The following is a 26,166-nucleotide window of genomic DNA, read 5'->3' as shown; positions in this document are numbered from 1 at the left end:
CGTCCCGGATGGGGGCCGAGCGCTCCCGCCGCTGCCCCGAGCGTAGATCACGGCGTGTCCGATCGCGGCGTCAGTCGAGCAGCAGCCAGGAGTGCGCCTCGACCCGCTCGCCGCCGACGCTCGCCGCCTCGTCGCCGAGATTGAGCGCGAGCCGGGCGCTCTCGCCGGCCGGCCCCTCGGCCACCAGCAGCACGGCGGTGTTCGACAGATCGACGCTCCTGGTCCGCGCGGCGACCAGCCACGGGTGCCGGCGGCGGAAGGCGATGACCTCCTGGTGCACGCGGTAGGCGTCGTTCCGCGGCCACTCGGCCGGGTCCGCCGGGAACTCCGGCCGGATCGCGTCGTCGCCGCCCGCGCGCTCCTCCTTCACGCCCTCGAGCCCGCGCTCGTCGCCGGAGTAGATGCTCGGCACGCCGCCGACGAAGCCCAGGATCGCGACCGCGTGCCCGTGGTGGCGCGGATCGCTGATCGCGCTGGCCAGCCGGGTCACGTCGTGGTTGCCGACGAAGGTCAGCGGCACGAACGTCTCGAGGAACTCCGCGTGCCGCTGCAGCGTCCAGTCGAGCTCGAAGAGGTTGCCCTCCTCGATCGAGCTGCGCACCGACTTCCAGAGCTCGTACTGCGTGACGGAGTCCAGGCCCGACTCCCGCACGTAGCCGGCGTAGTCGCCGTGGATGACCTCGCCGACGAACCACGCCTCCGGGAAGCGCTCGCGCACCGGGTCGATCGCGGCGCGCCAGGAGGAGGGGTCCACCGCGTAGGCGGCGTCGAGCCGCCAGCCGTCGATCCCGCGCTCGAGCCAGTGGCTCAGCACGGCGGAGACGTGCGCGGCGACCTCGGGGTTCGCGGTGTCGAGCTCGACGAGCGCCTCGTGCCCCTCGAAGACGTCGACCGGCAGGCCGTCGACCTCGCGCGCCGCGTCGGTCCGCCGGAAGCGTGCGGCGGCGGGGGAGCCCTCGCCCGCCGCCACGGCCTCGCGCCACCACGGGTGCTCCCGGCCGACGTGGTTGAAGACGCCGTCGAAGACGAGGCGGATCCCGCGCTCGCGGCAGGCCGCGATCAGCTCGTCCAGGTCGCGCTCGTCGCCCAGGCGCGGGTCGACCCGGAAGTGGTCGACGGTGTCGTAGCCGTGCGTCATCGAGGCGAACACCGGCCCGAGCAGCAGGCCGTTGCAGCCCAGCGCGAGCAGGTCGTCGAGCCAGGGCAGGATCCGGCGCAGGCGATGCTGCGGCTCCTCTCCGGGCTGCGGCCCCTCGCCCGACGTCGCCTCGGCCCCGAGGAACGCCAGCGGGTGGATCTGCCACCAGATCGCCGTCGAGATCCAGCCGTCCGTCGTCGTCTCCGCCACTGCGGCCGCCTCTCCCGGCGGGCTCGGGTGCGCGCCGTCGGCGAGTGTAGCGACGGCCCCTGACATCGCCTCCCAGCCGCTCCCGACGGCTCCGCGGGCTGCCGATCGGCGTGTTTCCGGGGATTCCGTCGCGCGAATCGCCGCCGATCCGGGATCGGGCTGGTAGGTTACGGACGGTCCGACCGGTCGACGGGGTCCGTCCCCGGCCGTTGGACGACACACAACCACCAGCTGTTCTCAACAGCGCGAACGTCCTGGGAGGACACTCCAATGGCTGACAAGTCGCTCAACCGCACCGAGCTCGTCGCGAAGATCGCCGCCGACTCCGGCCAGAGCCAGGCCGCCGTCAACGGCGTCCTCGACTCGCTCTTCTCGACCCTCGCCGACTCCGTCTCCAACGACGTGAAGGTCACCATCCCCGGCTGGATCGCCGTCGAGCGCACGTCCCGCGCCGCGCGCACCGGCCGCAACCCGCAGACCGGCGAGACCATCCAGATCGCCGCCGGCCACTCGGTCAAGGTCTCGGCCGGCACCAAGCTCAAGGCCGCCGCCAAGTAGTCGCGGCCCGCGCCCTCACGGCGCAGCAGTTCCACACGAAGACCCCGGCCCTCCGCCGGGGTCTTCGTCGTCCTGCCGTCCCCCAGCCGCGAGAACGTAGGCTTGCCGGGTGAATCGAACCGTCCGGATCGCGGGCCCGGCGCTCCTGCTCGTGGTCGCCGCCCTCGTCGCGCTCCTGGCGGCGCTCGCGTTCGGCGGCGGTTCGGCGGCACCGCTCCTGAACGACCCGGGGCCCGTCGTCCGCTTCGGCCTCCCGGTCGCCAAGCTCGCGGTCAACCTGGGCGCCGCCGGCATGATCGGCTCGCTCGTCCTGACGCTCTTCGCGCTGAGCCCCCGCGCGATCGCGAAGCGCACCGGCGCCCCCGCCGAGGCGGAGCCGCGCACCGAGTACACGATCGCGCTCGACGTCGCCGCCGCGAGCGCCGCGTTCTTCGCCGCCGCCTCCGCGCTGACCGGCTTCTTCACCTTCCTCAACGTCACCCAGACGCCGCTGAGCCTCGACCGCGACTTCGGCACCAAGCTCAGCTACTTCATCGGCAGCATCCCGGTCGGCCAGGCCTGGCTGATCACCACCCTCCTCGCCGCCGTCGTCACCGTGCTCTGCTTCGCGGTGCGCAACCAGACCGCCCTCGTCTTCGTGACGGCGATCGCGCTCCTGACGCTGCTGCCGATGGCGCAGCAGGGCCACGCGGCCGGAGCGAGCGGCCACGACGCCGCGGTCACCGCCCTCGGTCTGCACCTGGTCTTCGCCGCGATCTGGCTGGGCGGGCTGGTCACGATCATCGTGCTGCGCCCGCTGCTCGGCGGCGCGCGCCTGCTGCCCGTGATCGGGCGCTACTCGAGCCTCGCGCTGGTCAGCTTCATCGTGGTCGCCGCCTCCGGCTACATCAGCGCCGAGCTGCGGCTCGCGACGCTCGGCAACCTGCTCACCGGCTACGGAGTGCTGGTGCTCGTCAAGGTCGCCGCGCTGACCGCGCTCGGCGTCTTCGGCCTCGTCCAGCGCCGCTTCCTGATCGCCCGCATGCGCAGCGCCGGCGGAGCGGGCGGGCGCAGCTTCTGGTGGCTCGTCGCCGCGGAGATCGCCTTCATGGGCATCGCCTCCGGAGTCGCGGCGGCCCTCGCCCGCACGGCGACGCCGGTCGACCAGGTCGCCGCCACCGAGCTGACGAATCCGACCCCCGCGGAGCTGCTGACCGGCGAGCCGCTGCCGCCCGCGCCGTCCGCCCTGAACTTCCTCACCCTCTGGAACGTCGATCTGGTCTGGCTCCTGGTCTGCGGCTTCGGCATCGCGTTCTACGTCGCCGGCGTCGTGCGCCTGCACCGCCGCGGCGACCGCTGGCCCGTGCATCGCACCGTGCTCTGGATCGCGGGCATGCTGCTGCTGGCGTACATCACCAACGGCGGCGTCAACGCCTACGAGAAGTACCTGTTCAGCGCGCACATGCTCGCGCACATGGTCCTGACCATGGCCGTCCCGGTGCTGCTGGTCCCGGCCGCGCCGGTGACGCTGATCGCGCGAGCCGCGGCGCGGCGCACCGACGGCTCCCGCGGCGGCCGGGAGTGGGTCCTGCTCGCCGTGCACTCGCGCTTCGCCACCGCGATCTCGCACCCGATCGTCGCGGCGCTGCTGTTCGTCGGCTCGCTCTGGGGCTTCTACTACTCGCCGCTCTTCCGCTGGGCGACGACCGATCACATCGGTCACGAGTGGATGATCGTCCACTTCCTGATCACCGGCTACCTCTTCGTGAGCGTCCTGATCGGCGTCGACCCGAGCGTGCACCGCGTGCCCTACCCGATGCGCCTGCTGCTGCTGCTGGGCACGATGGCGTTCCACGCCTTCTTCGGCCTGGCGCTGATGACGGGGGAGGGCCTCCTGCTCGCCGACTGGTACGGCGCGATGGGCTGGGGCACGAACGCCCTCGACGACCAGCAGGCGGCCGGCGGCATCGCCTGGAGCATCGGCGAGATCCCCACGCTCGCCCTCGCGATCATCGTCGCGGTGATGTGGAGCCGCTCGGACGCGCGCGACTCCAAGCGGCTCGACCGCCAGGCCGACCGCACCGGCGAGGCCGAGCTCACCGCGTACAACGACCGCCTGGCCGCCCTGCAGAAGCGCGGCTGAGCCGGGCCGTCTCCGATCCGGGTCGAGTCGTCCCGGGTCGAGTCGTTCCCGGTCGACGGACGTCCCGCGACAGCCCCGAGCGGGCCCCGCGGGCGCTTCCTATGCTGGCCGCTGCTGTCCGACCTCGCCCGCGTCCCGCGGGCTCGAGGCGCAGCGCTGCGAGAAGGGGAGCGCATGATCGAGGCACGAGGCCTGACCAAGAGGTACGGAGCGAAGACCGCGGTCGACGGGATCGACTTCACCGTGGCGCCGGGGAGGGTGACCGGGTTCCTCGGCCCCAACGGCGCCGGCAAGTCGACGACGATGCGGATGATCGTCGGTCTCGACCGGCCGTCCGCCGGCTCCGTGCTGGTCAACGGTCGGCCCTACCGGGAGCACGCCGCGCCGCTCGCCGAGGTCGGCGCCCTGCTCGACGCGAAGGCGACGCACCGCGGCCGTACCCTCCGCGACCACCTGCGCGTGATCGCCGCGACCCACCGCATCCCGCGCTCCCGGGTGGAGGAGGTCATCGAGGTCGTCGGCCTCGGCAGCGTCGCGCGCAAGCGCGTCGGCGGCTTCTCGCTCGGCATGGGCCAGCGGGTGGGCATCGCGACCGCGCTGCTCGGCGACCCGCGGACCCTCCTGCTCGACGAGCCGGTGAACGGCCTCGACCCGAAGGGCGTCCGCTGGGTCCGCGACTTCGTCCGCGCCAAGGCGGCGGAGGGCTGCTGCGTGCTGCTCTCCTCGCACCTGATGAGCGAGATGGCGCAGACCGCCGACCACATCATCGTCCTCGGCCGGGGCCGGATCCTCGCCGACGCCCCGCTGGACGACTTCCTCGCCGAGGCGCGGCCGCGCGTGCGCGTCGAGAGCCCGGACTCGGTGCGGCTGGCCGAGCTCCTCGCCGCCCGCGGCGCTGCGGTCGCCGTCACCGGCGGCGGGCTCGAGATCGAGGGGCTCGAGGCGCCGGTGATCGGCGCGCTCGCCCACGAGGCCGGAGCGGTGCTGCACGCGCTCACCGCGCTGACCCGCTCGCTCGAGGAGGCCTACGTCGCGATGACGGCCGACGCCGTCGAGTACACCGCCGCCCAGCCGCACGGATCCCAGCCCCTCGAAGGAGCCTCCCGATGACCGCGACCGCCCCGAGCCCCGCCCGCGACGCCCCGAGCGGGGTGAGGCTCCGCCTCGACGGAGTCGTCCTCTCCGAGCTGCTCAAGCTCGTCACCGTCCGCTCGACCTGGTGGTCGATCGTCGTCTCGGTGCTCCTGGCGCTCGCTCTGGCCCTGGCCCTCGGTGCCGTCGTCACGCCGCCGAAGGAGGGCTCCGTCTCCGCGTTCGTCGCGGGCGGCGCGACCCTGCACCTGCAGTTCGTCGGCCTGGTGATCGCCGTGCTCGGGGCGCTGTCGCTCGGGGGCGAGTACTCCACCGGGATGATCCGCTCGACCTACACCGCCGTGCCGCGCCGGGTCCCGTCCCTCCTCGCCCGCGGGGTCGTCGTGGCCGTCGCGTCCTTCGTGGTGGGCGTGCTCACCTGCGTCGGCTCGTTCGCCGTCATCGCCGGGATGCTCGCGGCGAAGGGCACGCCCACGTCGCTGCTCGACGACGGCGTGCTGGGCAGTCTGCTCGGCGGCGGCCTCTTCCTGGCGGTCATCGGGGCGTTCTCGGTCGCCGTGGCGGCGCTGCTGCGCAGCACGGCGGCCGCCATCGGCCTCTCGGTCGGCGTGCTCTTCGTGCTGCCGCTGCTCGCGAGCATCGCGGGCGGGCTGCTGCAGGCCCAGTGGATCATCGACGTCAGCCCCTACCTGCTCTCGAACCTCGGGCTGGCGCTGTCCAGCGTCCCGAGCGAGGGCTCCGGCGTGGAGCAGATCAGCACGACGTCCGCGCTGCTCGCCAGCGCCGGGTGGCTCCTCGCCGTCTGGGTCCCGGCGCTGACGGCGACGCGCGTCCGCGACGTCTGACCGCGGCGCCGGGGTGCGGGGGTCGGCTGGGTACAGTGGAGCGGTGACCCAGCCGACCCTCTCCGACGAGCAGCAGCGGGTGTTCGACCTCATCGAGAACACCCGCGAGCACCTGTTCGTCACGGGCCGCGCCGGCACCGGCAAGTCGACCCTGCTCAACCACCTGAGCTGGAACACCGACAAGCAGATCGTCATCTGCGCGCCGACCGGGGTCGCCGCCCTCAACGTCGGCGGGCAGACGATCCACTCGCTCTTCCGGCTCCCCATCGGCGTCATCGCCGATTCGGACCTCGATCAGCCGCCCGAGCTGCGGAAGCTCCTGAACACCATCGACACCCTCGTCATCGACGAGATCTCGATGGTCAACGCCGATCTCCTCGACGGCATCGACCGCAGCCTCCGCCAGGCGCGGCAGCGCCGGTCCGAGCCGTTCGGCGGCGTCCAGGTCGTCCTCTTCGGCGACCCGTTCCAGCTCGCGCCCGTCCCGGGCGACCCGGAGGAGCGCGCCTACTTCGCCGACCGCTACCGCTCGCTCTGGTTCTTCGACGCGCTGGTCTGGCAGGAGGCGCCGCTGCGGATCATCGAGCTCGGGAGGATCCACCGCCAGAGCGACGAGCGCTTCAAGTGGATGCTCAACGCGGTGCGCTTCGGCATGGTCACCAAGGAGATCGCGGACGTCCTCAACGCCGCCGGTGCGCGCACGCCGCCCGAGAACGACGCGATCACCCTCGCGACCCGCAACGACACCGTCAACCGGATCAACCAGACCGCCCTCGCGCGGCTCAAGGGCCCGGTCAAGACCGCCTCGGCCGAGATCAGCGGCGACTTCGGCGGCCGCGCGTACCCGGCCGATCAGAACCTCGAGCTGAAGATCGGCGCGCACGTGATGTTCCTGCGCAACGACGCCGAGCAGCGCTGGGTGAACGGCACGATCGGCCGCGTGACCAAGGTGGCCGGCACGGTCTGGGTCGAGGTGGACGGCGAGGTGCACGAGGTCGAGCCCGCGACCTGGGAGCGCTACCGCTACTCCTACTCCGCCGCGACCAAGAAGCTGACCCGCGAGATCGTCGCCGAGTTCGCCCAGTTCCCGCTGCGCCTGGCCTGGGCCGTCACGATCCACAAGTCGCAGGGCAAGACTTACGACTCCGCCGTGGTCGACCTCGGCTCGCGAGCGTTCGCCCCCGGTCAGACCTACGTCGCGCTCAGCCGCATCACGAGCCTCGAGGGGCTCTACCTCACCCGGCCGCTCCGGCCGAGCGACATCATCGTCGACAAGGACGTGCTGCGCTTCATGTCCGAGCGCCGGGCCGAGCCCGCGGCCGTCGCCGAGCCGGAGTCCGCGTCCTCCTGAGCGCCTGAGCGCCTGAGCCCCTGAGCGGCCGAGCGGCCCGTCAGGCCGCGGCGCGCGAGCCGGCCAAGTCGCGGAACACCGCGGTGGTCAGCCGGTACGCCTCCGCCACCTCGGCGATGACGCGCTCGCGCTCGTCCTCGTCCCAGCCGGCGGCGTCGAGCTGCTCGCGGTAGACCGCGCGGAAGGCGGACGGCGTCGCGATCTCGCCGTAGAGGTAGAAGCCCACGCCGTTGGTCTCGAAGCCGAAGCGCCGCTGCAGCAGGCTCCGCACGATCGAGCACCCGGAGAGGTCGCCGAGGTAGCGGGTGTAGTGGTGGGCGACGAAGCCGCCGCTCCAGCCGCTCGCGACGGTGCGGATCCGCTCGACGTAGGCCGCCGTGGAGGGGAGCGGGCTGATCCGCGAGCGCCAGTCCTCGCCGACCAGGAAGCGCAGGTCCTCGCCGATGGCGGGCAGCCGGGTGAGCTTCGGCGAGATGAACGGCGCGGCGACCGGGTCGCCCGCCATCGCCTCCGCCACGGCTTCGAGCGCCTCGTAGACGAAGTAGTGCTGCGCGATCATCGCGACGTAGTCGTCGCGGCTGCCGGACCCGGTCATCAGCGCGGTCATGAAGGCCGAGACCTCGTCGTCCGCGGCGGACCGACCGAGGCGCGTGCGAAGGGCCTGCGAGAACGAGGTGACGTTCGAGACGTTCGGCACGGCGGCCTCCTTCGGCGTCTTAGGTTGCCCTTACCTTAGCTCGAAGGCACCGCGGTCGCCAGGGCAGGGCTCAGTGCGAGTGCCCGCTGTCGGTGACCGTCGTCATCATCCCGCCCATGTCGTGCGAGCCCTCGGAGGAGGCGGACAGCGCGGGCGTCGCGAGGGTGGAGACGAGGAGCGCGCCCGCGAAGAGACCGAGGACCGCGCGCGGGGCCGAGACGGGCCGCTCCGCGGTGCGCTGCGAGCGGAGGGTCGCCGCGACGACGGCCGCGGCGACGAGCTGCAGGGCGCCCGCCGCGAGGGCCGGCAGAGGATCGCGGAGCAGACCTGCGGCGATCGCGAGGACGAAGCCGGCGACGGTGACCCCGGTGACGGCGAGCGCGGTCCGCGGGAGGACGATCCGGCCGCGGGCGAGGACGACGACACCCCAGACCAGCTCGACGACACCGAGGGCGGCGAGCGGGAGGGTCCCCGCGTCGAGCTGCCCGGCGGCGAGGGAGAGGTGCACGAGGCCGGCGCCGATCCCGGCGAAGGCGGCGTTGCCGCGGGCGACGGTGCTCATCGCGGTCTCCGATCGTGGTGGAGGTGCAAGAGGAAGAGGCCCCGGATCGACACACCGCATCGTGTCGTCCGGGGCCGTTCGGTCCGTCCGCCGCGGAAAACGGCGGGCCCGCGGCGGACGGAGTCTGGGGGGAGCGGACGGATCCGCTCCGGGTCAGGCGACGGCGGTGCGCGCCCGGGCGCCCTTGTCGGCGGTGAGCCCGACTCCGAGGAGGACGAGCGCGCTGGCGAGGTGCAGGAAGTGGTCGGCGGTGTTCAGCGCGAGCACGTTGAGTGCGGTGTTGACCAGGAAGAAGCCGACGACGCCGAGCAGCAGGTAGACCGCGCCGACCGTCGTGTTGACCGTCTTGGCCGCCGAGGTGGTGGAGAGACCGGCGATCAGCAGCGCGCCGCCGATGAGCAGGTGCGCGATGTTGTGCAGCGGATTGACCTCGAAGATGCCGAGGAGCAGTCCGCCCTCCGTCGCGAGGAACTGGACGCCGCCGGTGACGACGAAGCCGAGCAGTCCGACGACCACGTAGACCGCGCCGAAGAGCGTGGCGAGCAGCCGGTTCGGTGATGTGCGCATGATTCCTCTTCTCCTTCCGGGCAACGCCTCCGCGTCGCTTGTCCCTTCTTCGTAGCAGCCGCTCAGACGGTTTGGAAAAGGGGTGGCCGGATCCGGATCCGCGTGGTTCCGGGTCACGGTCGGGACACGAAAGCCCCCGCGCACGGCCCCCGCCCCGTGCTGCGCGAGACCGCGCCCGTACAGTGGAGGGGTTCCAGCACGCGTCTTCGGGGGGAGTCGAACGGCATGATCGGTGGCCGCAGGCCGACCCGGGTCGGGGCTCTCGTCGTGACCGCTCTGGTCCTCGCCCTCACCGGCTGCACCGGCGGTGCCGACTCGGTCGTCCCGGACGCGCCGCCCGGGCCCGTGCCCGACGAGCTGGGGACCGCGCTCTCCGGCTTCCTCGTGGAGGCGCAGGGCGCCGCGGGGGCCACCGGCGCGATCGCGGGCGTCTGGTCGCCCTGGGCCGGCGGCTGGGAGACCGCGGTCGGCTCGATCGGTGACTCCGAGGCCACCCCGGTGACCACCGAGACGCACGTGCGCCTCGGTACCGGCGGGACCGCGGCGATGACCTGCGACGTCGTCGTCGCGCTCGCGGAGAAGGGGACGCTCGATCTCGACGCCGACGTGGGCGAGTCCCTCACGTCGCTCCCCGGCATCGAGGGGATGACCCTCCGCCAGCTCTGCTCGCACACCTCCGGCCTCGCCGACTTCCGCTCCATCCTCTGGCCGACCGTGGTGCAGAACCCCGCCCGCGAGTGGCCCACGCTCGAGCTGATCTCGGCCGCGCAGGTCAGCGCGCCGATCGCCGAGCCGGGCGCCGCCTGGGCCGACTCCTCGACCGGACCGCTGCTCGCCGGCGTGGTGGCGACGCAGGCCACGGGGCGCAGCATGCAGTCGCTGTACGACGAGTACGTCGTGCCCCGCTACGGCCTGAGCGGCACCCGCCTCCCCGGCGACTCCGAGCTCGAGGTGCCCGGTCCGGCGATGATCGGCTTCTCCGCCGCTCTCGATCCGCGCTCCGGTGCCGTCCAGTGCGGGGTCCCCCGCGACCTGTCCCAGGCCTCGCCCTCCTCGCTCGGAGCGGCCGGCGGCGCCGTCACCGATCTCGACGATCTGCGCCGCCTCGCGCAGGGACTGGCGGCCGAGCCCGCGGGGGAGGCGATGTGGGCCGATCCCGTCCCGCAGGGTCAGGGGCGGGCGGAGTGGCTGCTCGCCGGTCTCGGCGGCCACCAGGCCGGCCCGCTCCGAGGCTTCTCCGGCATCGCGCCGGGCTTCCTCACCGCCGCCTACTCCGACCCGGAGTCGGGGCTGACGGTCGCGGTCGCCTTCAACAGCTCGACCGCGGGCGACGGCTTCGCCGCCTCCGCCGCGCGCGCCCTCGCGGCGATCGCGGTCGAGCAGGGCGCGGCGGCCGGCGACACCGGGCTGCCCCAGCTGCCGTGGACGGCCGACGGCGAGCGCGGCGCCGTCCAGGGCGCGCGCCCCTGCTGAGCGGTCCTACCCTGGACCCATGCCGATCACTCCCGACACCAAGGACTGGACCTGGGTGCTCGAGCGCCCCTGCCTCGAGTGCGGCTTCGACGCCTCGCTCGTCGAGCCGGACGCCGTCCCCGCACTAATCCGCCAGAACGCCGCCGCCTGGCCGTACGTCCTCGAGCGCGAGGACGCCGCGGGCCGCCCCGACGACGAGACCTGGTCGCCGCTGGAGTACGCCGCGCATGTGCGCGACGTGCACCGCATCTACCGGCTGCGCCTCGGGCTGATGCTCGAGGGCGACGACCCGCTCTTCCCCAACTGGGATCAGGACGTGGCGGCGGTCGAGGAGCGCTACGACCAGCAGGACCCCGCGGCGGTCGGCCGCGAGCTCGTCGAGGAGGCGGACCGCATCGGCCACGTCTTCGAGGGCGTCGACGGCAGGCAGTGGCAGCGCCCTGGTCGCCGGAGCGACGGCGCGTCCTTCACGGTCGAGACGATCGCGAAGTACTACCTGCACGACGTCCAGCACCACCTGCACGACGTCCAGGGCTGAGCGCCCGGAGCCGGCTCGCCGTGCGGTGCGTCAGCAGTCGATCAGCTGCGGGTTGAGGAACGACAGCGTCCGCGCGTAGGCGAGCGCCGCGGCGGACGGGCTGACCGACTCGCGCAGGGTGGCGTTCGCGAAGTGCCGCCCGGTGTCCGGGTAGGTGTGCGCGGTGACGGGCGTGCCCGCCTCCTTCAGCCGACCGACGAACGACTCCGGGTCGTCGCCCTCCGGCCAGTCGTCGCTCTGCGCGTAGTGCAGCAGCGTCGGGCAGGGCACCAGCGCGTGCTCCTCCCGGCCGAGGGTCGCGTAGTAGGCGACCACGGCGTCCACGAGACCGGTGGCGGCGACGAGCAGCGCCAGCCGCCCGCCGAAGCCGAAGCCGATGAGGGCGGAGCGGGCCGCGCCGGCTGCCGCCCCGGTGCGCACCGCGTCGGCGACGGAGGCGAGGGCGCGGTCCTGCGCCGCCATCGCGGCGAGGTCCCGCGCGTCCTCGGCGGCGAGCGTGGCCCAGCCGTCGTAGAGGTCGGGGACGAGCACGTGGTAGCCGTGCTTCGAGACGGCCTCGGCGAACGGCTCCAGCCAGGGCAGCCGGCCGAACACGTCGTGCAGGATCACCACGACGGGGCGGCCGGGGTGCCCGTACTCGAGGGCGATGCCCGGAGACGGGATCTGGACGAGCTCGCTCACCCGTCCAGCCTGCACCGTCGAGGGGCCGGATCGGCGGATCGGCGCCGATCCGGTCGGCGTGTCGGGCTGAGCGCCCGGGGGCTCGTCGGACTGTCGACGAGCCCCCGGGCGCCGAGCGCCTAGGGGCTCGTCAGAAGGTTGACGAGCCCGTAGCCCTTGGTCGGCGTGGCACCGAACACTGTCCAGGTTCCTCCCGGGAGCCGGTAAGCCGGGCCGTTCGCGGTGAAGCCGGGGCGCAGCGCGACCGTGCTGTCGAACTCGCGCCACTGGTCCCCGCCCGCCGCCTCCGCGCTGGCAAGGTGGTAGGTGCGACCGGCCGCGAGCGTCACCGGTGCGGCGAGCGGCCGGTACTGGAAGCCCAGACCGTCGGTCTCGCTCACCGCGGTGTCGAGCGCGGCGGTCGCCACCGCCGTCCCGGTGGTGGAGTCGTAGAGGCTCAGCTGGTGCACGCCCGTCGTCGAGCCGGTGACGAGCTGGCGCCCGAGCGCGGTCACCGTGACCGGCGAGGCTCCCGTGGTGAACGACAGGCCGACCTCTCCGGTCAGGTCGTTGCGGACGGTGCCGGGGTCGGCCTGCGACACCAGGCTCCCCGCCGCGGGGGCCGCCGTCGTGGTCACCTCCGCCCGGTCCAGCGCGGAGACGCTCTGACTCGCCTGCGGGTTGAAGCGCCCCGTGTGGCGGAACTCCAGCGTGTGCGGTCCCGACGCGAGGTCGGGGCTCTGCCAGATCAGCTGGTCACCGTGCCGCTGCGCGGCGTAGAGGTCGAGGTCCGTCGGCGGTCCGCCGTCGATCGACACGCGGGCGATCCCGGCGGTCGGGCCGGTCACGCCGCGCAGCGCGACCTTCGTCCCCGTGAACGACAGCGTCGCGGTCGCGTCCTTCTGCCCGGTGTAGCTGGTCGTTCCCGCATGCAGGTTCTGCGGGTCCCCGCACGCCGCGGCGGCGCAGTGGCCCCAGCCGGCGCTGTAGGACCACTGGTTCGCGCCCGTTCCGATGGTGGCGTCGTCGACCTGGATGCGGGCGTTCGCGCCGGAGTAGCTCAATCCGTCGATCACGAACGTCGTGATCGAGTTCGCGGGCAGGGAGGACGTGAGTGTCGAGCCCGCGATCGTGCCCGCGCTGACCGGCGCGATGCTCTCCGTCGCCGAGGTGCGGAACGCGGTCGCCGAGGCCGTCCCGCCGAAGGCGCGGAGGTCGAGGGCGATGTCGCGGGCCGCACCCGAGCTGTTCGTCGCGACGGCGACCAGCTTCCCGGAGCCGAAGTCGTACGCGGTCATCGTCGAGGGGTCGGTGTCGGCGATCATCACCGAGCCGGGGCGGAGGAACTTCGAGTACTGCCCCATGGCGTAGTAGCGCTTCGGGAACGTCAGCTCGCCGGAGCCGCTCGCCGCGTAGTCCGCGTAGACCAGTCCCCACAGGTCGTTGAGCTTCCCGCCGTTGGTCGGGCCGTCGACGGCCTGCCAGATCACCCACGCCTCGGGATGCATCTCGTCCTGGTTCTTGATGATCCGCGAGGACAGCTCGAGCGCCGCGCCCATCGACGTCGGGCTCGTGTCGTCCCGATCGCCGTTGCTGCCCCACTCGGACATCCAGAGGCTCGTGTTCTCGCGCTCGGCGACGAGCCGCACCGCGTTCCCGTCGCCTCCGCCGTAGTCGTGGGTGTCGATCTGGGTCAGGCCGTCGCGCACCGCGGGGGAGTAGGAGTTGACGCCGGCCACCGTGCTGGCGACGCTGACCTCGTCGGACGCGGCGATCCCCGTCGACGGGGTCATCCCGCGGCTGCTCAGCGCCGCGATCAGCTCCTGGTACACGGCGTTCTGAGTCGCCTGCGACGCGTTCATCCCCTGGGTGCCGATCGGCGTCGTCACTCCCGGTGTCGGGTAGTCCTGGAGCAGCGCCGGCCAGGTGGTGTCCTTCGGCTCGTTGAAGGGCTCGATCGAGGAGATCGGCACGCCCGTCGTGGTCTGCAGGTGCTTCGTGACGGTGGCGAGGTGCGCTGCGTAGTCGTCGTAGAACGCGGGGTCGAGGTTGTCGGTGCCGGGTGCGGAGAAGTCGCCCATGGAGCACGCGGTCTTCGTCATCCAGACGGGTGCTGAGTAGTTCGTGGCCTGGAAGACGTTCGCCCCCCGCTTCTGAGCGGCGCGCAGCATCCAGGTCTGGCCGGAGGTGTCCGCCCAGTCGTAGGTCCCCTGGGTCGGCTGGAAGGAGTGGAAGTCCGACTCGGGCCACTGGGTGGCCGCGCAGGTGTTGGCGGGGCCGTCGGCCCCGTACACGTAGCGGGCGACCGTGAAGCCGAGCCCGTCCACGGGATCGAAGAGCGCGGTGGCGAGCGCCTCCCTGGCGGGCACGGAGGCCCATCTGCCCGATCCCTCGGCCCACCAGGCCAGGGAGGTGCCCCATCCCTGGATGGTCTGGTAGGACGTGCCGGGATGGATCCCGATCGTGACCGGGGCGGCCGCGACGGCGACCGGTCCGGTGGCGAGGCCCGCCGCCGCTGTCGCGACGGCGAGTGCCCCCGCGACGGCGAGGCGTGCTCGTCGAGGTGCTCGACGAGTCTGGTTCGTTCTCATGTCAACTCCTTTGTTGAGGGGTGGTCTTCGATGTCCGCGCCTTCGTGCTGCGGCTCCGGTGTCGCTGCCGTCGGTGTCCCTGCCGTCGGTGTCGCTGCCGTCGGCGGCCCGGTGCGCGCTGCCCGGCCTGCGGAGCGCCGGGCGGTCAGGCCCGCGTCGACATCGACGCGGCGGAATCCCGGAAGAGGCCGTTCACCGTCCGCTGGAAGACGACGTTGTCCCAGCCCGGGTGGTGCGGGGCGCTGTTGGAGCCGGGGAGGGTGCCCCAGTAGCCGAGCTCGGCGCAGCGCCGCACGGCGTGCTCGGCCAGCTGTTGGCCGAGCGGTCCGTCCTCGAAGTCGGCGTGCAGCGGGGTGTAGCCGATCCAGCCCTCGCCGATGACGGCGGGGATGCCCCGGACCCGGCCGAGCTCCGCGAACGCCTCCAGCCGCTCGTCGATCGCCGCCCGCATCGACTCCCGATGATCGACGTACTCGCGCTCCAGCCAGGCGTCCCACTTCCGCGGGTCCACCCAGTCGTAGGCGTAGAACATGCTGGGCGAGATCCCGGTGGCGGCGAGTCGCCAGGGAGGGATCGACGCGCTCCAGTCCTCGAACGCCGGAGCGTCGTCGCGGAGGAGCGACACCAGTTCGGGCGACGGGAAGTGCGGCGCGTCGGCCCGCACCCCGGCCCATTGCTCGAGGGCGCCGAGCACTCCGTAGACGTAGAAGTGGGCGTGCGCGACCTGCGCGTTCTCCGGGACGGCCTCGAGGTCGAGGTGGGGCGGTACGCCGTAGCACACGGTCGAGAGGATCTCGGGATGGTCCTCCTGGAGCACCGCCAAGGCCTCCGTGAGGAGCGGGCGCAGCGCCCGGAAGACGTCGTCGCCGGGGTCGGCGGCCTCGCGCAGGCGGGAGAGATCGACCTCGTTGTGCAGCTCCACGTACGCGACGGTGTCGACCAGGTCGAGAGCGGTCAGCTGATCGAGCATCCGCGAGAGGGAGCGCGCGAGCGCCAGGCACCGATCCTCCGGCGCGATCGCGCTCAGCATGTCGTGCCAACAGGAGTCGGCCAGGAAGGCGGGACTCTGCTGGTACTCCCACGACGAGACGATGACGACCACCCCGTGCTTCCTCGCCAGCCGGAAGAGCTCCAGAAGGCGCGCCCTCAGGTCGAGCGTGTCCCCGCCCTCGACGTTGTACCAGCGCGTGCCCTGGCCGACTCCGTCGGCGATCCGGGCGAAGCGGAGGGCGGACGTGTCCAGCTCGTGGTCTCCGAAGAGCAGCAGGGGCGCCGCGCAGATGCGGACGGTGTTGTAGCCGCGCTCGACGGTCTGCTGCAGGGCGGCGTCCAGATCGTGGAACGGCTCTCCGGGTCGCGTCTGCGTGAACCAGGTGAAGTCCCAGAGGCAGACGGCGAGTCTCGCCGGGAGCTCGGTGGTACGGGTGGTCATGGTCGTCTCTCCTCTGATCGGACTTCGTCGTCGATCGTGCTCGTCGGCGCCGTTCGCCGGCCCCTGCGCCGGATCCTGCATCAGCCCTTCACGCCGCCCTCGGCCAGCCCCGACTGCCAGTAGCGCTGCAGCAGCAGGAACACCGCGATCAGCGGGACGATCGTCAGCAGCGAGCCGGTGATCACCAGGTTGTAGACGGGGTCGCCGCCCGCAGTCGAGGCCTGGTTGTTCCAGGCGTTCAGGCCGAGAGTGAGGGGGTAGAGGTCCGGGTTCCGGAGCATGATCAGCGGCAGGAAGTAGTTGTTCCAGACGGCGACGACGCTGAACAGGAGCACCGTCACCGTTCCCGGTGCCAGCAGCGGAGCGGCGACCGTCCAGAAGACCCGGAACTCGCCCGCGCCGTCGATGCGCGCGGCGTCGAGGAGGTCGAGCGGGACGGCGTCGCGGGCGAAGTTCCACATCAGGTAGAGGCCGAACGGCGAGACGAGGGAGGGCACGATGACCGCCGACATCGTGTTCGTTAGGCCGAGCTGGCTGAACAGCAGGAAGGTGGGCACCGCGAGGGCGGCGCCGGGCACGGCGACCGAGACGAGCACGGCTCCGAGGACGAACTGCTTGCCCCGGAACTCGTAGGTGGCGAGGGCGTAGCCGCCGAGCGCGGCGAACAAAGTCGCTCCGCCGGCGCCGACGACGACGTAGACGAGGGTGTTGGCCAGCCAGCGCACGAAGACGCCGTCCTGGTAGGTCAGGGTCTCGACGATGTTCTGGACGAGGGTGAAGTCCCCCGCGAACCAGAGTCCGAAGGACGAGGCCAGCCCCTCCTCGGTCTTCGTCGCGTTGATCACCAGCCACAGGAACGGCAGGAGGGTGTAGAGGACGACCAGGCCGCAGACCAGGCTCAGCGGGATGCTCCGCCGCGGGCTGTCGAGGGTGTACAGGCGCCCGGTCATGCGTCCGTCCTCCGGAGGGTGCGGGCCTGCACCGCGAACGCGATCGCCGCCGTCACGAGCCCGAGCAGGATCGACACCGCGGAGGCGTAGCTGATCTGCTGGCCGGAGAACGAGAGGGTGAACGCGTAGAGGTTGGGAGTGAAGAACGACGAGATGGCATTCGGCGCGAGCCCCTGCAGGATGCTCGGCTCGCTGAAGAGCTGGAAGCTGCCGATGATCGAGAAGACGACGGTCACGAGCAGCGCGCCGCGGATGCCCGGCAGCTTGACCGAGCGGATGAGCCGCAGCTCTCCGGCACCGTCGATCGCCGCGGCCTCGTACAGCGATCGCGGGATGATCCGCAGCGCCGAGTAGAAGATCAGCATGTTGTAGCCGATGAACTCCCACGTGACGATGTTCCCGATGGACGCCAGGATGAGGTCCGCGCGCAGCGGATCCGGCAGATCGAGGCCGAGCGCGTCGTTGAGGGAGCCGATCAGTCCGTATCGCGAGCTGTACATGAAGCCCCAGATCAGGGTCGAGACGACGGCCGGGACCGCGTAGGGGAGGAAGACGGAGATGCGGAGGAACCGCATCCCGTGGAGTCGGCCGCTGTCGATCGCCAGCGCGAGCCCGAGGGCGACGCCGAGCATGATCGGGACCTGCACTCCGAGCAGGAGCAGCACCGTCGTCAGCCCCTGCCAGAGCTTCGGGTCCCCCACTGCGCGGACGTAGTTGTCGAGTCCGACGAAGACCGTGCCGGTGAGCAGCTGCGTGCGGAACAGGCTGGTGACGACCGCGTAGACGATCGGGGCCGCGAACACGAGCACGAAGGCGGCGAGGAACGGTGTCAGCAGGACCCAGGCGGGCCACTGCGGGCGGAGCGGGCGCCGACGGCGCATCGGAGTGGTCGAGGTCATGGCGATCCTTGTCTCGGGGCGGTCCCGGGCCCGGGGCCCGGGACCGCCGGCCTCATTTCTCGACGGTGAAGCCCTGCTGGGCTCCGTACTCGTCCAGCGACGCCTGCCACTCGAGCAGGCCCTCCTCCAGGCTGATGTCCTTGGTGTAGGCCTTCCCGACGGAGTCGTTGAAGACCCCGTTGGCGTACACCTGGTAGGGCAGGAACTCGAAGTCGCCGGGGACGCTCGCCGACGCGGTCGCGTACTGCTGATTGACCTTCTGGCCGCCGAAGTAGTCGTTCGGCTCATCGAGGAACGCCGTGGACTCCGTGGCGGGCCGGTAGGCCGGCCACAGCCCGTTCTCCTTGATGATGTCGACGCCGGCGCCCTTGGTCGTGTACTCCAGGAAGTCGTAGGCGAGCTCCTTCTGCGAGCTGCTCTCGAGCACCGAGAACCCGCCGCCGCCGTGCTCGGCCGCGACCTGCTCGCCCGCCTCCCACTGCGGGAGCTGAGCCACCCGCCACTGACCGGCCGCATCGGGCACGCTCCCCATCAGCGCCGATCCCATCCAGCTTCCGGCGGGGAGGGTCGCGATCCGGCCGGCGCCGAGCATCTTCACCCAGTCGTCGCTCCAGTCGGCGACGGGCGCGAGCAGGTCCGCGTCGATGAGCTTCTGCCAGTTCTCGGAGTACCTCGTGGTGCCGGCGTCGGCGAGATCGATCGCCACCTCGGCGTCGTCCACCTCGAACGGAGTGCCGCCCGCCTGCCAGATCAGGCTGGTCGTGAGACCCGCGTTGCCGGAGTCGTTCAGGATGTAGACCTCGGGGTCCGCGGCGTGCAGCTGCTCGGCCGCGGTCACGTACTCCGACCAGGTGGTCGGCACCTGGACGCCGAGCCGATCGAAGACGGCCTGGTTGTAGAACATCACCATCGGGCCCGACGCCCAGGGCAGCCCGAGTGTCCTGCCGTTCAGCTGCGATGCCGCCCAGGGTCCGGGAGCGAAGTCGTCGGCCAGCTCGTCCGCGCCCAGGGGACCGAGATCGGCCAGCGCGCCCGCGATGCCGAACTGCGGAAGGGCGGTCGCGTCGAGGAAGGCGATGTCCGGGGCGCCCGACTTCGCGGCGATCGCGTTCTGGAGGGCGGTGTACTGGTCGATGCCGGTGCCCACGTTGACGACCTCGATCTCGACCCCCGGGTGCTCCTCCTGGTAGGCCTCTGCGATCTGCGGGACGTTGCCGTCCCAGGTCCAGACGAGGAGGCTCTGATCCTCCGGCGCGGCCCCGCCGGCGCACCCGCCGAGGGCGAGGGCGACCGCCGCTGCCACGACTGCGGCCGCGACGCGACGCGCGCGGTTCGACGTGTGAGAAGACATCTTCGTCCCTTCTATGTGCACGATCCGAGTTTCGTCGTTCGTGCATGGTTGCGTTACCATCATCGCATGTCACATGAAAATGCGCAAGGCTCATTTTCCGGCGACGATCTTGTCGACGACGTGATGAACCACGTCCGCGAGCGGAGGAGCCAGACTGAGGACATGACCGAAGCCTCTCGGCGCCCGTCGCTCGCGGACGTGGCGCGCCTCGCCGGTGTGGCGCCCGTCACGGCGTCCCGCGTCGCCAACGGCCAGTCGAACGTCGTCCCCACGACGAGGGCCGCCGTGCTGGACGCGATGCGCGCCCTCGGATACCGGCCCAACAGCGCGGCGCGCGCCCTGAAGAGCGGCTCGTTCCGCACCATCGGCGTCGCCGTCTTCAGCCTGGACAGCCTGGGGATGACGAGGACGATCGATTCGATCGCCCGCGCCGCCGCCGCCGCCGGGTACGCGATCACCCTCGTCCCGGTCTCGGCGCCCAGTCAGACCGGGCTCAACGGCGCGTTCACGCGCTTCGGTGAGCTGGCCGTCGACGGACTCATCGTCATCGTCGAGACCCACCTGCGGGACACGGAGGAGCTGACCCTCCCGGAGATCCCGCGGGTGCTCGTGAACGCGGCCGCCGGCGCCCGCGGACCGGTGGTGGACGCCGATCAGGCGGGCGGTGTCCGCGCCGCCGTCGAGCACCTGCTGCAGCTCGGGCACCGGACCGTGCACCACATCGCCGGCCCCCGGGGCTCGTACGCGGCCGAGCGCCGCGAGGCGGCGTGGCGAGAGACCCTCCTCGCGGCGGGAGCACCCGTGCCGCCCGTGCGGTACAGCAACTGGCGCTCCGACGGCGGGCACCTGCAGGGCGCAGCCCTGGCCGAGGACAGCGAGTGCACCGCCGTGCTGGTCTCCAGCGACGAGGCCGCGCTCGGCGTCTACCGGGCGTTCGCGGAGCACGGACTTCGGATCCCGGAGGACGTCAGCGTGGTGGGGTTCAACGACATCCCGGAGGCGCAGGACTTCTCGCCCCCGCTGACGACGATCCGCCAGGACTACCGGGCGATCGGCGAGAGGTGCGTGGCGCGTCTGCTCGAGCAGCTCGCGCACGGGGTCACCGACGAGCCTGTCGTCGAGCTGGTGCCGACGACCCTGATCGTGAGGGCGAGCACGGCGCCGCCCGCGAAGCGAGAGGCCGACGCTCGTGCCCGATAGCGCAGCGCCCGTTCCCGCAGTGCCCGACCTCGCGCGGGTGATCGCCCTGCTGGAGGTGACCTGGCCCGACAACCGGGCGGTGAACCTCGTCTTCCATGGGCACAGCGTCCCCTCCGGCTACTTCGCGACGCCGGTGATCGATCGCCGCGCCTCCTACCCGCACGTCGTCGCCGGCCGGCTCGCGGAGCGCCATCCGCACGCCGTCCTCAACGCGATCGTCACCGCCGTCGGCGGCGAGCACTCGGAGTCGGGAGCGCGGAGGATGAGCGAGGTCCTCGGCCATCGCCCGGACGTCGTCCTGATCGACTACGCGCTGAACGACAGGGCGATCGGACCGGAGCGCTCCCGCCGCGCCTGGACATCGATGATCGACTCCGTGCTCGAGGCGGGCGTCGTCCCCGTGCTGATCACGCCGTCGCCGGATCTGACCGCGGATCTCGCCGACCCCGCCGACGACCTCGTCCGGCAGGCGGAGCAGATCCGCGAGCTCGCCGGCCGCGAGGGCGTGCTGCTGGCGGACCCGTTCCGGGTCTTCTGCGCCGTGCAGGAGCGCGGCGAGCCTCTGGCGGACGTGATGTCGTACGTCAACCATCCGAACGAGCGCGGCCACGCGATCATCGCCGCGGAGATCCTCGCGGTGTTCGACGCGGCTGCCGCACGTGCCGCTGCGGCACGCGCCGCTACAGCTGAGAGCGCCGGCTGAACCGCCGTGAGCGCCGGCAGCCGGGGGAGTCGGAGCGAGTGACGGGAATCGAACCCGCGCCATCTGCTTGGGAAGCAGAAGTTCTACCATTGAACTACACTCGCGCGGCGCCGCTCGGGCGCACCGCCCCATGGTAGCAAGCCCCGCGCCCTAAGCTCGCCTCGTGCTGCTCTCCGATCGCGACATCAAGCTCGAACTCTCCTCCGGCCGCGTCGGGCTCTCGCCCCACGACCCCGCGATGATCCAGCCGTCGTCGGTCGACGTGCGGCTCGACCGCTTCTTCCGGCTGTTCGACAACCACCGCTACCCCTACATCGACCCGGCGGAGGACCAGCCCGAGCTGACGCGCCTGGTCGAGACCCCGGCGGGCGAGGCGTTCATCCTGCACCCCGGCGAGTTCGTGCTCGGCTCGACCTACGAGGAGGTCTCGCTCCCCGACGACATCGCCGCGCGGCTCGAGGGCAAGAGCTCGCTCGGGCGGCTGGGGCTGCTCACCCACTCGACCGCGGGGTTCATCGATCCGGGCTTCACCGGTCACGTGACGCTCGAGCTGAGCAACGTCGCGACGCTGCCGATCATGCTCTGGCCCGGGATGAAGATCGGCCAGATGTGCTTCTTCCGCCTGAGCTCGCCCGCCGAGCAGCCCTACGGCTCGGCCGCCTACCTCTCGCGCTACCAGGGCCAGCGCGGCCCCACCGCCTCCCGCTCGTCCCTCAACTTCCACCGCACCGACGTCTACGGCGACTGACCCCCTCCGCGAGATGCCACTTGTGCACGCTCTCCACGGCGTGTCGCGTGCACAAGTGGCATCTCGCGGGAGGGAGCGGTCAGCCGAGCAGGCGGGGGAGCTGCAGCACGAGCCAGGGGGAGAAGGCCCAGGGGGTCGCGCGGACGGCGGCGAGGGTCGCCTCGGGGTCGACCCACTCGACGTCCATGACCTCGTCGGCGCGCGGACTCAGCGCGTCGCGGCTCGACACGGTCGCCGTGTAGACGGGGCAGATCTCGTTCTCGACGATCCCGGAGGCGTCGACCGCGCGGTAGCGGAAGTCCGGCAGCGCGACCTCGAGCGTCTCGAGCCGGGCACCGAGCTCGCGCTCGGCACGGCGCACCACCGCGTCCTCGATCCGCTCGCCGGGAGCGGGGTGCCCGCAGAACGAGTTGGTCCACACGCCGGGCCAGGTGCGCTTGCCGAGCGCGCGCCGGGTGACCAGCAGCGCGCCGTCGGGGGCGAAGACGTGGCAGGAGAACGCGAGGTGCAGGCGGGTCTGCGTGTCGTGCACGGTCGCCTTGTCGGCCACACCGACGGCGGTCCCGGACTCGTCGAGGAGGACCACCTCCTCGAGGAGATCCAGCTGCTCGAGCTCGTCGGTGCGCACGGCGATTCCTTCCGAAGTCATGACCGTAAGTCAAGCACGACGACGGAACTCAGCCGGCTTATTGCTAGAGAAGCGAGTTTGTTAGCCTCGACCCCGTGGATACGCGCGACCCCGTGGTTCTCTCCCGAAGGCGGCAGGAGCACGTCGATGCTGTCCTCGACCGGTTCTTCTCGCTGGCGCGCTCGCGCGCGACCCGGCTCGGACCCCGCTACCTGACCCTCTGGCAGACCATCGAGGCGAACACCCGCGGCGGCAAGCGCTTCCGCCCGCTGATGGTGATCTCGGCCTACGAGGCGCACGGCGGACTCGACCCCGAGGCGTCCGCCCACCTGGGCGCGGCCTTCGAGCTGCTGCACACCGCGCTGATCGTGCACGACGACGTGATCGACCGCGACTTCGTCCGCCGCGGCGGCCCCAACGTCTCCGGCAGCTACCGCGACGAGGCGACGACCGCCGGCCTCTCGATCCCGATCGCCGAGCACCGCGGCACCTCCGTCGCCGTCATCGCGGGCGACCTCGCGCTCACCGGCGCGCACCGCCTGGTCGAGGGCGTCGGCGCCTCCGACGGCGTCCGCGCCCGGCTGCTCACCCTGCTCGACGAGGCCGTCTTCGCCTCCGCCGCGGGCGAGCTGGCCGACGTCGACTTCTCGCTGATGCCTGGCATGCCCTCCGTCGACGAGGTGCTCGAGATGGAGCGGATGAAGACCGCGGTCTACTCGTTCGAGGCGCCGCTGCAGGCCGGCGCGATCCTGGCCGGCGCCGACGACGCGGCGGTCGAGGCGCTCGGCGAGTTCGGCCGCGGCATCGGCATCGCCTACCAGATCGTCGACGACCTGCTCGGCGTCTTCGGCTCCGAGGGGCAGACCGGCAAGACCACGCTCGGCGATCTCCGCGAGGGCAAGCGCACGGTGCTCATCGCGCACGCGGCCGGCACCGACCGCTGGCCGGAGATCGAGGGGCTGATCGGCGACGAGCACCTCGACCCGGACACGGCGGAGCGGGTGCGCTGCATCCTCGAGGAGTGCGGCTCGCGCGGCTACGCGGAGGCGCTCGCGAGCGACTTCGCGAACCGGGCCTGGGACGCGCTGCACACCCCCGCGGTGACGGAGGCGTTCCGCACCGAGATGCGCCCCCTCGTCTCCAGCGTCCTCGGGCGCACCCGATGACCGCCGGACCGGCGGCTGCGCAGCGGAGGACCGCTCGCCACGCGCGGATCTCGGCCCCGATGCTTCTCGACGCCCGCGCGCGCCGTACGGTGGCACGATGAGCCGGCAGAGCGAACTGTACGACCGCGTCGCCCACGAGGCGTCCGCGCAGGTGATCCGGCGCTACTCCACCTCCTTCGGCCTGGCGACCCGCCTGCTCGGCGCCGGTGTCCGCGAGCGGGTCGAGGACGTCTACGCGCTGGTGCGCGTCGCCGACGAGATCGTGGACGGGGTCGCCGAGGAGGCGCACCTCGACCGCGCCGCCGTCGAGGAGTCGCTCGACGCCTTCGAGGCCGAGACCGAGCGCGCGCTCGCCAGCGGCTACAGCGCGAACCTCGTGATCCACGCCTTCGCCCGCACCGCGCGGGCCACCGGCTTCGGCACCGAGCTCACCGCGCCGTTCTTCGCCTCGATGCGCGCCGATCTCCGCGAGACCGTGCACACGCCCGAGTCGTTCGAGAGCTACGTCTACGGCTCGGCCGAGGTCGTCGGGCTGATGTGCCTGCACGTCTTCCTCGCCGCACCCGACGCGGGCCTCGTCTCGCCCGCCGCGCGCGAGCGCCTCGTCGCCGGCGCCCGTCGCCTGGGCTCCGCGTTCCAGAAGGTCAACTTCCTCCGCGATCTGGCCGCCGACGTCGACGGCCTCGGCCGCAGCTACTTCCCCGGCGTCGACCCGCGGGCGTTCTCGGAGACCGACAAGGCGGCCCTGCTGGCCGACCTCGACGACGACCTCGCCGCCGCCGGCGCGATCCTGCCGGAGCTGCCGCGCTCGAGCCGCCGCGCCGTGCTGCTCGCGCACTCCCTCTTCGCCGCCCTCGCCGATCGGATCCGCGCGACCCCCGCGGAGGAGCTCCTTCGAGCTCGAGTCAGCGTGCCGACCGCGACGAAGGCGGCGCTCGCCGCCCGCGCCGCCGTCTCGACCCTCGGCCCGCGCCTGGGCACCGGCCCCGCCCGCGCCTCCCGCTCCGCGAGCGGCCCGCACCGCGCCGTCGTGATCGGCGGCGGCATCGGCGGACTCGCCTCCGCCGGCCTGCTCGCCCGCGACGGCTGGGACGTCACGCTGCTCGAGCAGCGCGAGGTCGTCGGCGGCCGCGCCGGCTCCTGGGAGCGCGACGGCTTCCGCTTCGACACCGGCCCCTCCTGGTACCTGATGCCGGAGGTGTTCGACCACTTCTTCCGCCTGATGGGCACGACCGCCGCCGAGCGCCTGGACCTCCAGCGCCTCGACCCGGGCTACCGCGTCTACAGCCAGGGCGTCGAGGAGCCGATCGACGTGCTCGCCGACCTCGAGTCGAACCTCGCCCTGTTCGAGAGCATCGAGCCCGGCGCCGGCGCGCGGATGCGGGTCTACCTCGAGTCCGCCCGCGACACCTACGAGGTCGCCAAGCGCCGCTTCCTCTACACGAGCTTCGCGTCCTTCCTCCCGCTGCTGCGCCGCGACGTGCTCAGCCGAACCGGCCGGCTCGGCCGCCTCCTGCTCACCCCGCTCGACACCTTCGCGGCGACCGCGGTCACCGACAACCGGCTCCGGCAGATCCTCGGCTACCCGGCCGTCTTCCTCGGCTCCTCGCCGTTCGCGGCGCCGAGCATGTACCACCTGATGAGCCACCTCGACCTGGCCGACGGCGTGCTCTACCCGATGGGCGGCTTCACCCGCCTGATCGCGGCGGTCGCCGAGGTGGCGGAGGAGGCGGGCGTCACGATCCGCACGTCCTCGCCCGCGACGCGCATCCTCACGACCCGCGCCCCGCGCGGCAGCCGGCGCGGCGCCGAGGTCGTCGGCGTCGAGTACGAGGGGCCGGAGCGGACGAGGCGGCTCCCGGCCGAGCTCGTCGTCAACGCCTCGGACCTCTTCACCACCGAGCAGTCGCTGCTGCCCGACGAGCTGCGCAGCTACCCGCCCGAGTACTGGGAGAACCGCGAGCCCGGCCCGAGCGCCGTGCTGGTGCTGCTCGGCGTCCGCGGCGCGCTGCCGCAGCTCGAGCACCACACGCTGCTGTTCACGAGCGACTGGCGCGAGAACTTCGGCCGGATCTTCGGCGAGACCCCCTCCGTCCCCGACCCCGCGTCGATCTACGTCTGCCGCCCGAGCGCGACCGACCCCGGCGTCGCTCCCGAGGGCCACGAGAACCTCTTCGTGCTCGTGCCGATCCCGGCCGACACCTCGATCGGCCACGGCGGCGTCGACGGCGCCGGCGACGCGCAGGTCGAGGCGATCGCGGACGCCGCGATCCGCCAGATCGCGACCTGGACCGGTGCCGAGGATCTCGCCGAGCGGATCGTGGTGCGCCGCACCATCGGCCCGGCCGACTTCGAGAGCGACCTCGGCGCCTGGCGCGGCTCGATGCTCGGACCGGCGCACATCCTCTCGCAGAGCGCGTTCTTCCGCTCCGGCAACGCCAGCGCGCACGTGGACGGGCTGCTCTTCGCGGGCAGCTCGACCATCCCGGGCATCGGCCTGCCGATGTGCGTGATCAGCGCCGAGGTGATGCTCAAGCGCGTGCGCGGCGACGTGTCGACCGAGCCGCTGCCGGTGCGCGAGGTGCCCTCGGCGCCGGTCGCTCCGAGCGTGGCTCCCGAGCCCGAGCCCGTGGCCGAGCCCGAGCCCGTGCCCGAGCCGGTCGTCGCGGTCGCGGGGGAGTAGCG

Annotated in this window: 23 protein-coding genes and 1 tRNA gene; 12 read left to right on the top strand and 12 right to left on the bottom strand. The window is 72.3% G+C overall.

Going from position 1 to position 26,166, the window contains the following annotated elements:
- Window positions 1-70: 70 nt before the first annotated feature.
- Complete coding sequence (locus tag EDF35_RS03425; protein WP_243839829.1) at window positions 71-1,348, bottom strand: alpha-amylase family glycosyl hydrolase; 1,278 nt, start codon at window positions 1,346-1,348, stop codon at window positions 71-73.
- Window positions 1,349-1,618: 270 nt separating this feature from the next.
- Here EDF35_RS03425 and EDF35_RS03420 point away from each other — a divergent pair, with 270 nt between their 5' ends.
- The 5 genes from EDF35_RS03420 to EDF35_RS03400 all read left to right on the top strand — a co-directional run bounded on the left by EDF35_RS03420 (window position 1,619) and on the right by EDF35_RS03400 (window position 7,316).
- Complete coding sequence (locus EDF35_RS03420; protein WP_055786347.1) at window positions 1,619-1,906, top strand: HU family DNA-binding protein; 288 nt, start codon at window positions 1,619-1,621, stop codon at window positions 1,904-1,906.
- 109 nt (window positions 1,907-2,015) lie between these two features.
- Window positions 2,016-4,028, top strand: a complete 2,013-nt coding sequence (locus EDF35_RS03415; RefSeq protein ID WP_208323003.1) for a cytochrome c oxidase assembly protein — start codon at window positions 2,016-2,018, stop codon at window positions 4,026-4,028.
- A 174-nt stretch (window positions 4,029-4,202) separates the two neighbouring features.
- On the top strand, window positions 4,203-5,138 hold the full coding sequence (locus tag EDF35_RS03410) for an ATP-binding cassette domain-containing protein (protein ID WP_133960725.1): 936 nt from the start codon (window positions 4,203-4,205) through the stop codon (window positions 5,136-5,138).
- Window positions 5,135-5,965 carry an ABC transporter permease gene (locus tag EDF35_RS03405; RefSeq protein WP_133960724.1) on the top strand — a complete coding sequence of 277 codons (831 nt, stop codon included), beginning with the start codon at window positions 5,135-5,137 and terminating at the stop codon, window positions 5,963-5,965. Before EDF35_RS03410 ends, EDF35_RS03405 begins: the two co-directional genes overlap by 4 nt.
- Before the next feature lie 43 nt (window positions 5,966-6,008).
- Window positions 6,009-7,316, top strand: a complete 1,308-nt coding sequence (locus tag EDF35_RS03400) for a DEAD/DEAH box helicase (protein WP_123444845.1) — start codon at window positions 6,009-6,011, stop codon at window positions 7,314-7,316.
- A gap of 40 nt (window positions 7,317-7,356) precedes the next feature.
- Here EDF35_RS03400 and EDF35_RS03395 read toward each other — a convergent pair whose 3' ends face one another.
- The 3 genes from EDF35_RS03395 to EDF35_RS03385 form a co-directional block, all read right to left on the bottom strand.
- Entirely contained in the window at window positions 7,357-8,013 is a 657-nt protein-coding gene (locus EDF35_RS03395; RefSeq protein WP_123733363.1) for a biliverdin-producing heme oxygenase, read from the bottom strand.
- Window positions 8,014-8,083: 70 nt separating this feature from the next.
- On the bottom strand, window positions 8,084-8,575 hold the full coding sequence (locus EDF35_RS03390; RefSeq protein WP_133960723.1) for a hypothetical protein: 492 nt from the start codon (window positions 8,573-8,575) through the stop codon (window positions 8,084-8,086).
- Between the two features lie 153 nt (window positions 8,576-8,728).
- Window positions 8,729-9,142: a DUF4383 domain-containing protein gene (locus EDF35_RS03385; protein WP_123701737.1), complete on the bottom strand. Its 414-nt coding sequence runs from the start codon at window positions 9,140-9,142 to the stop codon at window positions 8,729-8,731.
- A 267-nt stretch (window positions 9,143-9,409) separates the two neighbouring features.
- Between EDF35_RS03385 and EDF35_RS03380 the strand changes: the two genes are divergently transcribed.
- The gene (locus EDF35_RS03380; RefSeq protein WP_166673990.1) at window positions 9,410-10,615 is read left to right on the top strand and encodes a serine hydrolase domain-containing protein; all 1,206 of its coding nucleotides are present in this window, start codon (window positions 9,410-9,412) and stop codon (window positions 10,613-10,615) included.
- A gap of 19 nt (window positions 10,616-10,634) precedes the next feature.
- Window positions 10,635-11,153, top strand: coding sequence for a DinB family protein (locus EDF35_RS03375; protein ID WP_123701740.1), 519 nt, complete (start codon window positions 10,635-10,637; stop codon window positions 11,151-11,153).
- Between the two features lie 30 nt (window positions 11,154-11,183).
- Here EDF35_RS03375 and EDF35_RS03370 read toward each other — a convergent pair whose 3' ends face one another.
- The 6 genes from EDF35_RS03370 to EDF35_RS03345 form a co-directional block, all read right to left on the bottom strand.
- A complete protein-coding gene (locus EDF35_RS03370; protein ID WP_133960721.1) occupies window positions 11,184-11,834 on the bottom strand; it encodes a dienelactone hydrolase family protein in 651 nt (216 codons plus the stop codon).
- A gap of 119 nt (window positions 11,835-11,953) precedes the next feature.
- Complete coding sequence (locus EDF35_RS03365) at window positions 11,954-14,404, bottom strand: glycoside hydrolase (protein WP_133960720.1); 2,451 nt, start codon at window positions 14,402-14,404, stop codon at window positions 11,954-11,956.
- Window positions 14,405-14,549: 145 nt separating this feature from the next.
- Window positions 14,550-15,836 (bottom strand): cellulase-like family protein, encoded by a 1,287-nt coding sequence (locus EDF35_RS03360; RefSeq protein WP_123701747.1) that lies wholly within the window; start codon window positions 15,834-15,836, stop codon window positions 14,550-14,552.
- 80 nt (window positions 15,837-15,916) lie between these two features.
- On the bottom strand, window positions 15,917-16,786 hold the full coding sequence (locus tag EDF35_RS03355; protein ID WP_123701749.1) for a carbohydrate ABC transporter permease: 870 nt from the start codon (window positions 16,784-16,786) through the stop codon (window positions 15,917-15,919).
- Entirely contained in the window at window positions 16,783-17,685 is a 903-nt protein-coding gene (locus EDF35_RS03350; protein WP_133960719.1) for a sugar ABC transporter permease, read from the bottom strand. The genes EDF35_RS03355 and EDF35_RS03350 overlap by 4 nt, the downstream gene beginning before the upstream one ends.
- A gap of 52 nt (window positions 17,686-17,737) precedes the next feature.
- A complete protein-coding gene (locus tag EDF35_RS03345; protein ID WP_123701754.1) occupies window positions 17,738-19,036 on the bottom strand; it encodes a sugar ABC transporter substrate-binding protein in 1,299 nt (432 codons plus the stop codon).
- 162 nt (window positions 19,037-19,198) lie between these two features.
- Between EDF35_RS03345 and EDF35_RS03340 the strand changes: the two genes are divergently transcribed.
- Both EDF35_RS03340 and EDF35_RS03335 read left to right on the top strand, forming a co-directional pair.
- The gene (locus EDF35_RS03340; protein ID WP_133960718.1) at window positions 19,199-20,236 is read left to right on the top strand and encodes a LacI family DNA-binding transcriptional regulator; all 1,038 of its coding nucleotides are present in this window, start codon (window positions 19,199-19,201) and stop codon (window positions 20,234-20,236) included.
- Entirely contained in the window at window positions 20,226-20,939 is a 714-nt protein-coding gene (locus EDF35_RS03335) for an SGNH/GDSL hydrolase family protein (protein WP_133960717.1), read from the top strand. Before EDF35_RS03340 ends, EDF35_RS03335 begins: the two co-directional genes overlap by 11 nt.
- A 33-nt stretch (window positions 20,940-20,972) precedes the next feature.
- On the opposite strand, the gene EDF35_RS03330 is transcribed toward EDF35_RS03335, so the two are convergent.
- Window positions 20,973-21,043, bottom strand: a tRNA-Gly gene (locus EDF35_RS03330).
- 59 nt (window positions 21,044-21,102) lie between these two features.
- Between EDF35_RS03330 and dcd the strand changes: the two genes are divergently transcribed.
- A complete protein-coding gene (dcd, locus tag EDF35_RS03325) occupies window positions 21,103-21,687 on the top strand; it encodes a dCTP deaminase (protein WP_123701759.1) in 585 nt (194 codons plus the stop codon).
- A 79-nt stretch (window positions 21,688-21,766) separates the two neighbouring features.
- Here the strand turns inward: dcd and idi are convergent, their stop codons facing one another.
- Window positions 21,767-22,336 (bottom strand): isopentenyl-diphosphate Delta-isomerase, encoded by a 570-nt coding sequence (idi, locus tag EDF35_RS03320; protein ID WP_123733369.1) that lies wholly within the window; start codon window positions 22,334-22,336, stop codon window positions 21,767-21,769.
- Between the two features lie 74 nt (window positions 22,337-22,410).
- Between idi and EDF35_RS03315 the strand changes: the two genes are divergently transcribed.
- Together EDF35_RS03315 and crtI are read left to right on the top strand one after the other, a co-directional pair.
- Window positions 22,411-23,481 (top strand): polyprenyl synthetase family protein, encoded by a 1,071-nt coding sequence (locus EDF35_RS03315; RefSeq protein ID WP_243839828.1) that lies wholly within the window; start codon window positions 22,411-22,413, stop codon window positions 23,479-23,481.
- A 97-nt stretch (window positions 23,482-23,578) separates the two neighbouring features.
- Complete coding sequence (gene crtI / locus EDF35_RS03310) at window positions 23,579-26,164, top strand: phytoene desaturase family protein (RefSeq protein ID WP_133960716.1); 2,586 nt, start codon at window positions 23,579-23,581, stop codon at window positions 26,162-26,164.
- The last annotated feature ends 2 nt before the right edge of the window (window positions 26,165-26,166 follow it).

This window comes from Rathayibacter sp. PhB151, from assembly GCF_004366415.1.
In the GTDB taxonomy this organism is placed as follows: domain Bacteria; phylum Actinomycetota; class Actinomycetes; order Actinomycetales; family Microbacteriaceae; genus Rathayibacter; species Rathayibacter festucae.
Note: the sequence above shows the minus strand (reverse complement) of the source record. Positions and strands in the feature narration are given on the sequence as shown.

What these genes read in the sequence shown, in the direction of transcription:
- EDF35_RS03420 (WP_055786347.1), top strand. Translation starts at nt 1,619, where the DNA reads ATGGCTGACAAGTCGCTCAACCGCACCGAGCTCGTCGCGAAGATCGCC.
- EDF35_RS03360 (WP_123701747.1), bottom strand. Translation starts at nt 15,836, where the DNA reads ATGACCACCCGTACCACCGAGCTCCCGGCGAGACTCGCCGTCTGCCTC.
- EDF35_RS03375 (WP_123701740.1), top strand. Translation starts at nt 10,635, where the DNA reads ATGCCGATCACTCCCGACACCAAGGACTGGACCTGGGTGCTCGAGCGC.
- EDF35_RS03410 (WP_133960725.1), top strand. Translation starts at nt 4,203, where the DNA reads ATGATCGAGGCACGAGGCCTGACCAAGAGGTACGGAGCGAAGACCGCG.
- crtI (WP_133960716.1), top strand. Translation starts at nt 23,579, where the DNA reads ATGAGCCGGCAGAGCGAACTGTACGACCGCGTCGCCCACGAGGCGTCC.
- EDF35_RS03390 (WP_133960723.1), bottom strand. Translation starts at nt 8,575, where the DNA reads ATGAGCACCGTCGCCCGCGGCAACGCCGCCTTCGCCGGGATCGGCGCC.
- EDF35_RS03350 (WP_133960719.1), bottom strand. Translation starts at nt 17,685, where the DNA reads ATGACCTCGACCACTCCGATGCGCCGTCGGCGCCCGCTCCGCCCGCAG.
- idi (WP_123733369.1), bottom strand. Translation starts at nt 22,336, where the DNA reads ATGACTTCGGAAGGAATCGCCGTGCGCACCGACGAGCTCGAGCAGCTG.
- EDF35_RS03345 (WP_123701754.1), bottom strand. Translation starts at nt 19,036, where the DNA reads ATGTCTTCTCACACGTCGAACCGCGCGCGTCGCGTCGCGGCCGCAGTC.
- EDF35_RS03340 (WP_133960718.1), top strand. Translation starts at nt 19,199, where the DNA reads ATGACCGAAGCCTCTCGGCGCCCGTCGCTCGCGGACGTGGCGCGCCTC.
- EDF35_RS03365 (WP_133960720.1), bottom strand. Translation starts at nt 14,404, where the DNA reads ATGAGAACGAACCAGACTCGTCGAGCACCTCGACGAGCACGCCTCGCC.
- EDF35_RS03385 (WP_123701737.1), bottom strand. Translation starts at nt 9,142, where the DNA reads ATGCGCACATCACCGAACCGGCTGCTCGCCACGCTCTTCGGCGCGGTC.
- EDF35_RS03355 (WP_123701749.1), bottom strand. Translation starts at nt 16,786, where the DNA reads ATGACCGGGCGCCTGTACACCCTCGACAGCCCGCGGCGGAGCATCCCG.
- EDF35_RS03405 (WP_133960724.1), top strand. Translation starts at nt 5,135, where the DNA reads ATGACCGCGACCGCCCCGAGCCCCGCCCGCGACGCCCCGAGCGGGGTG.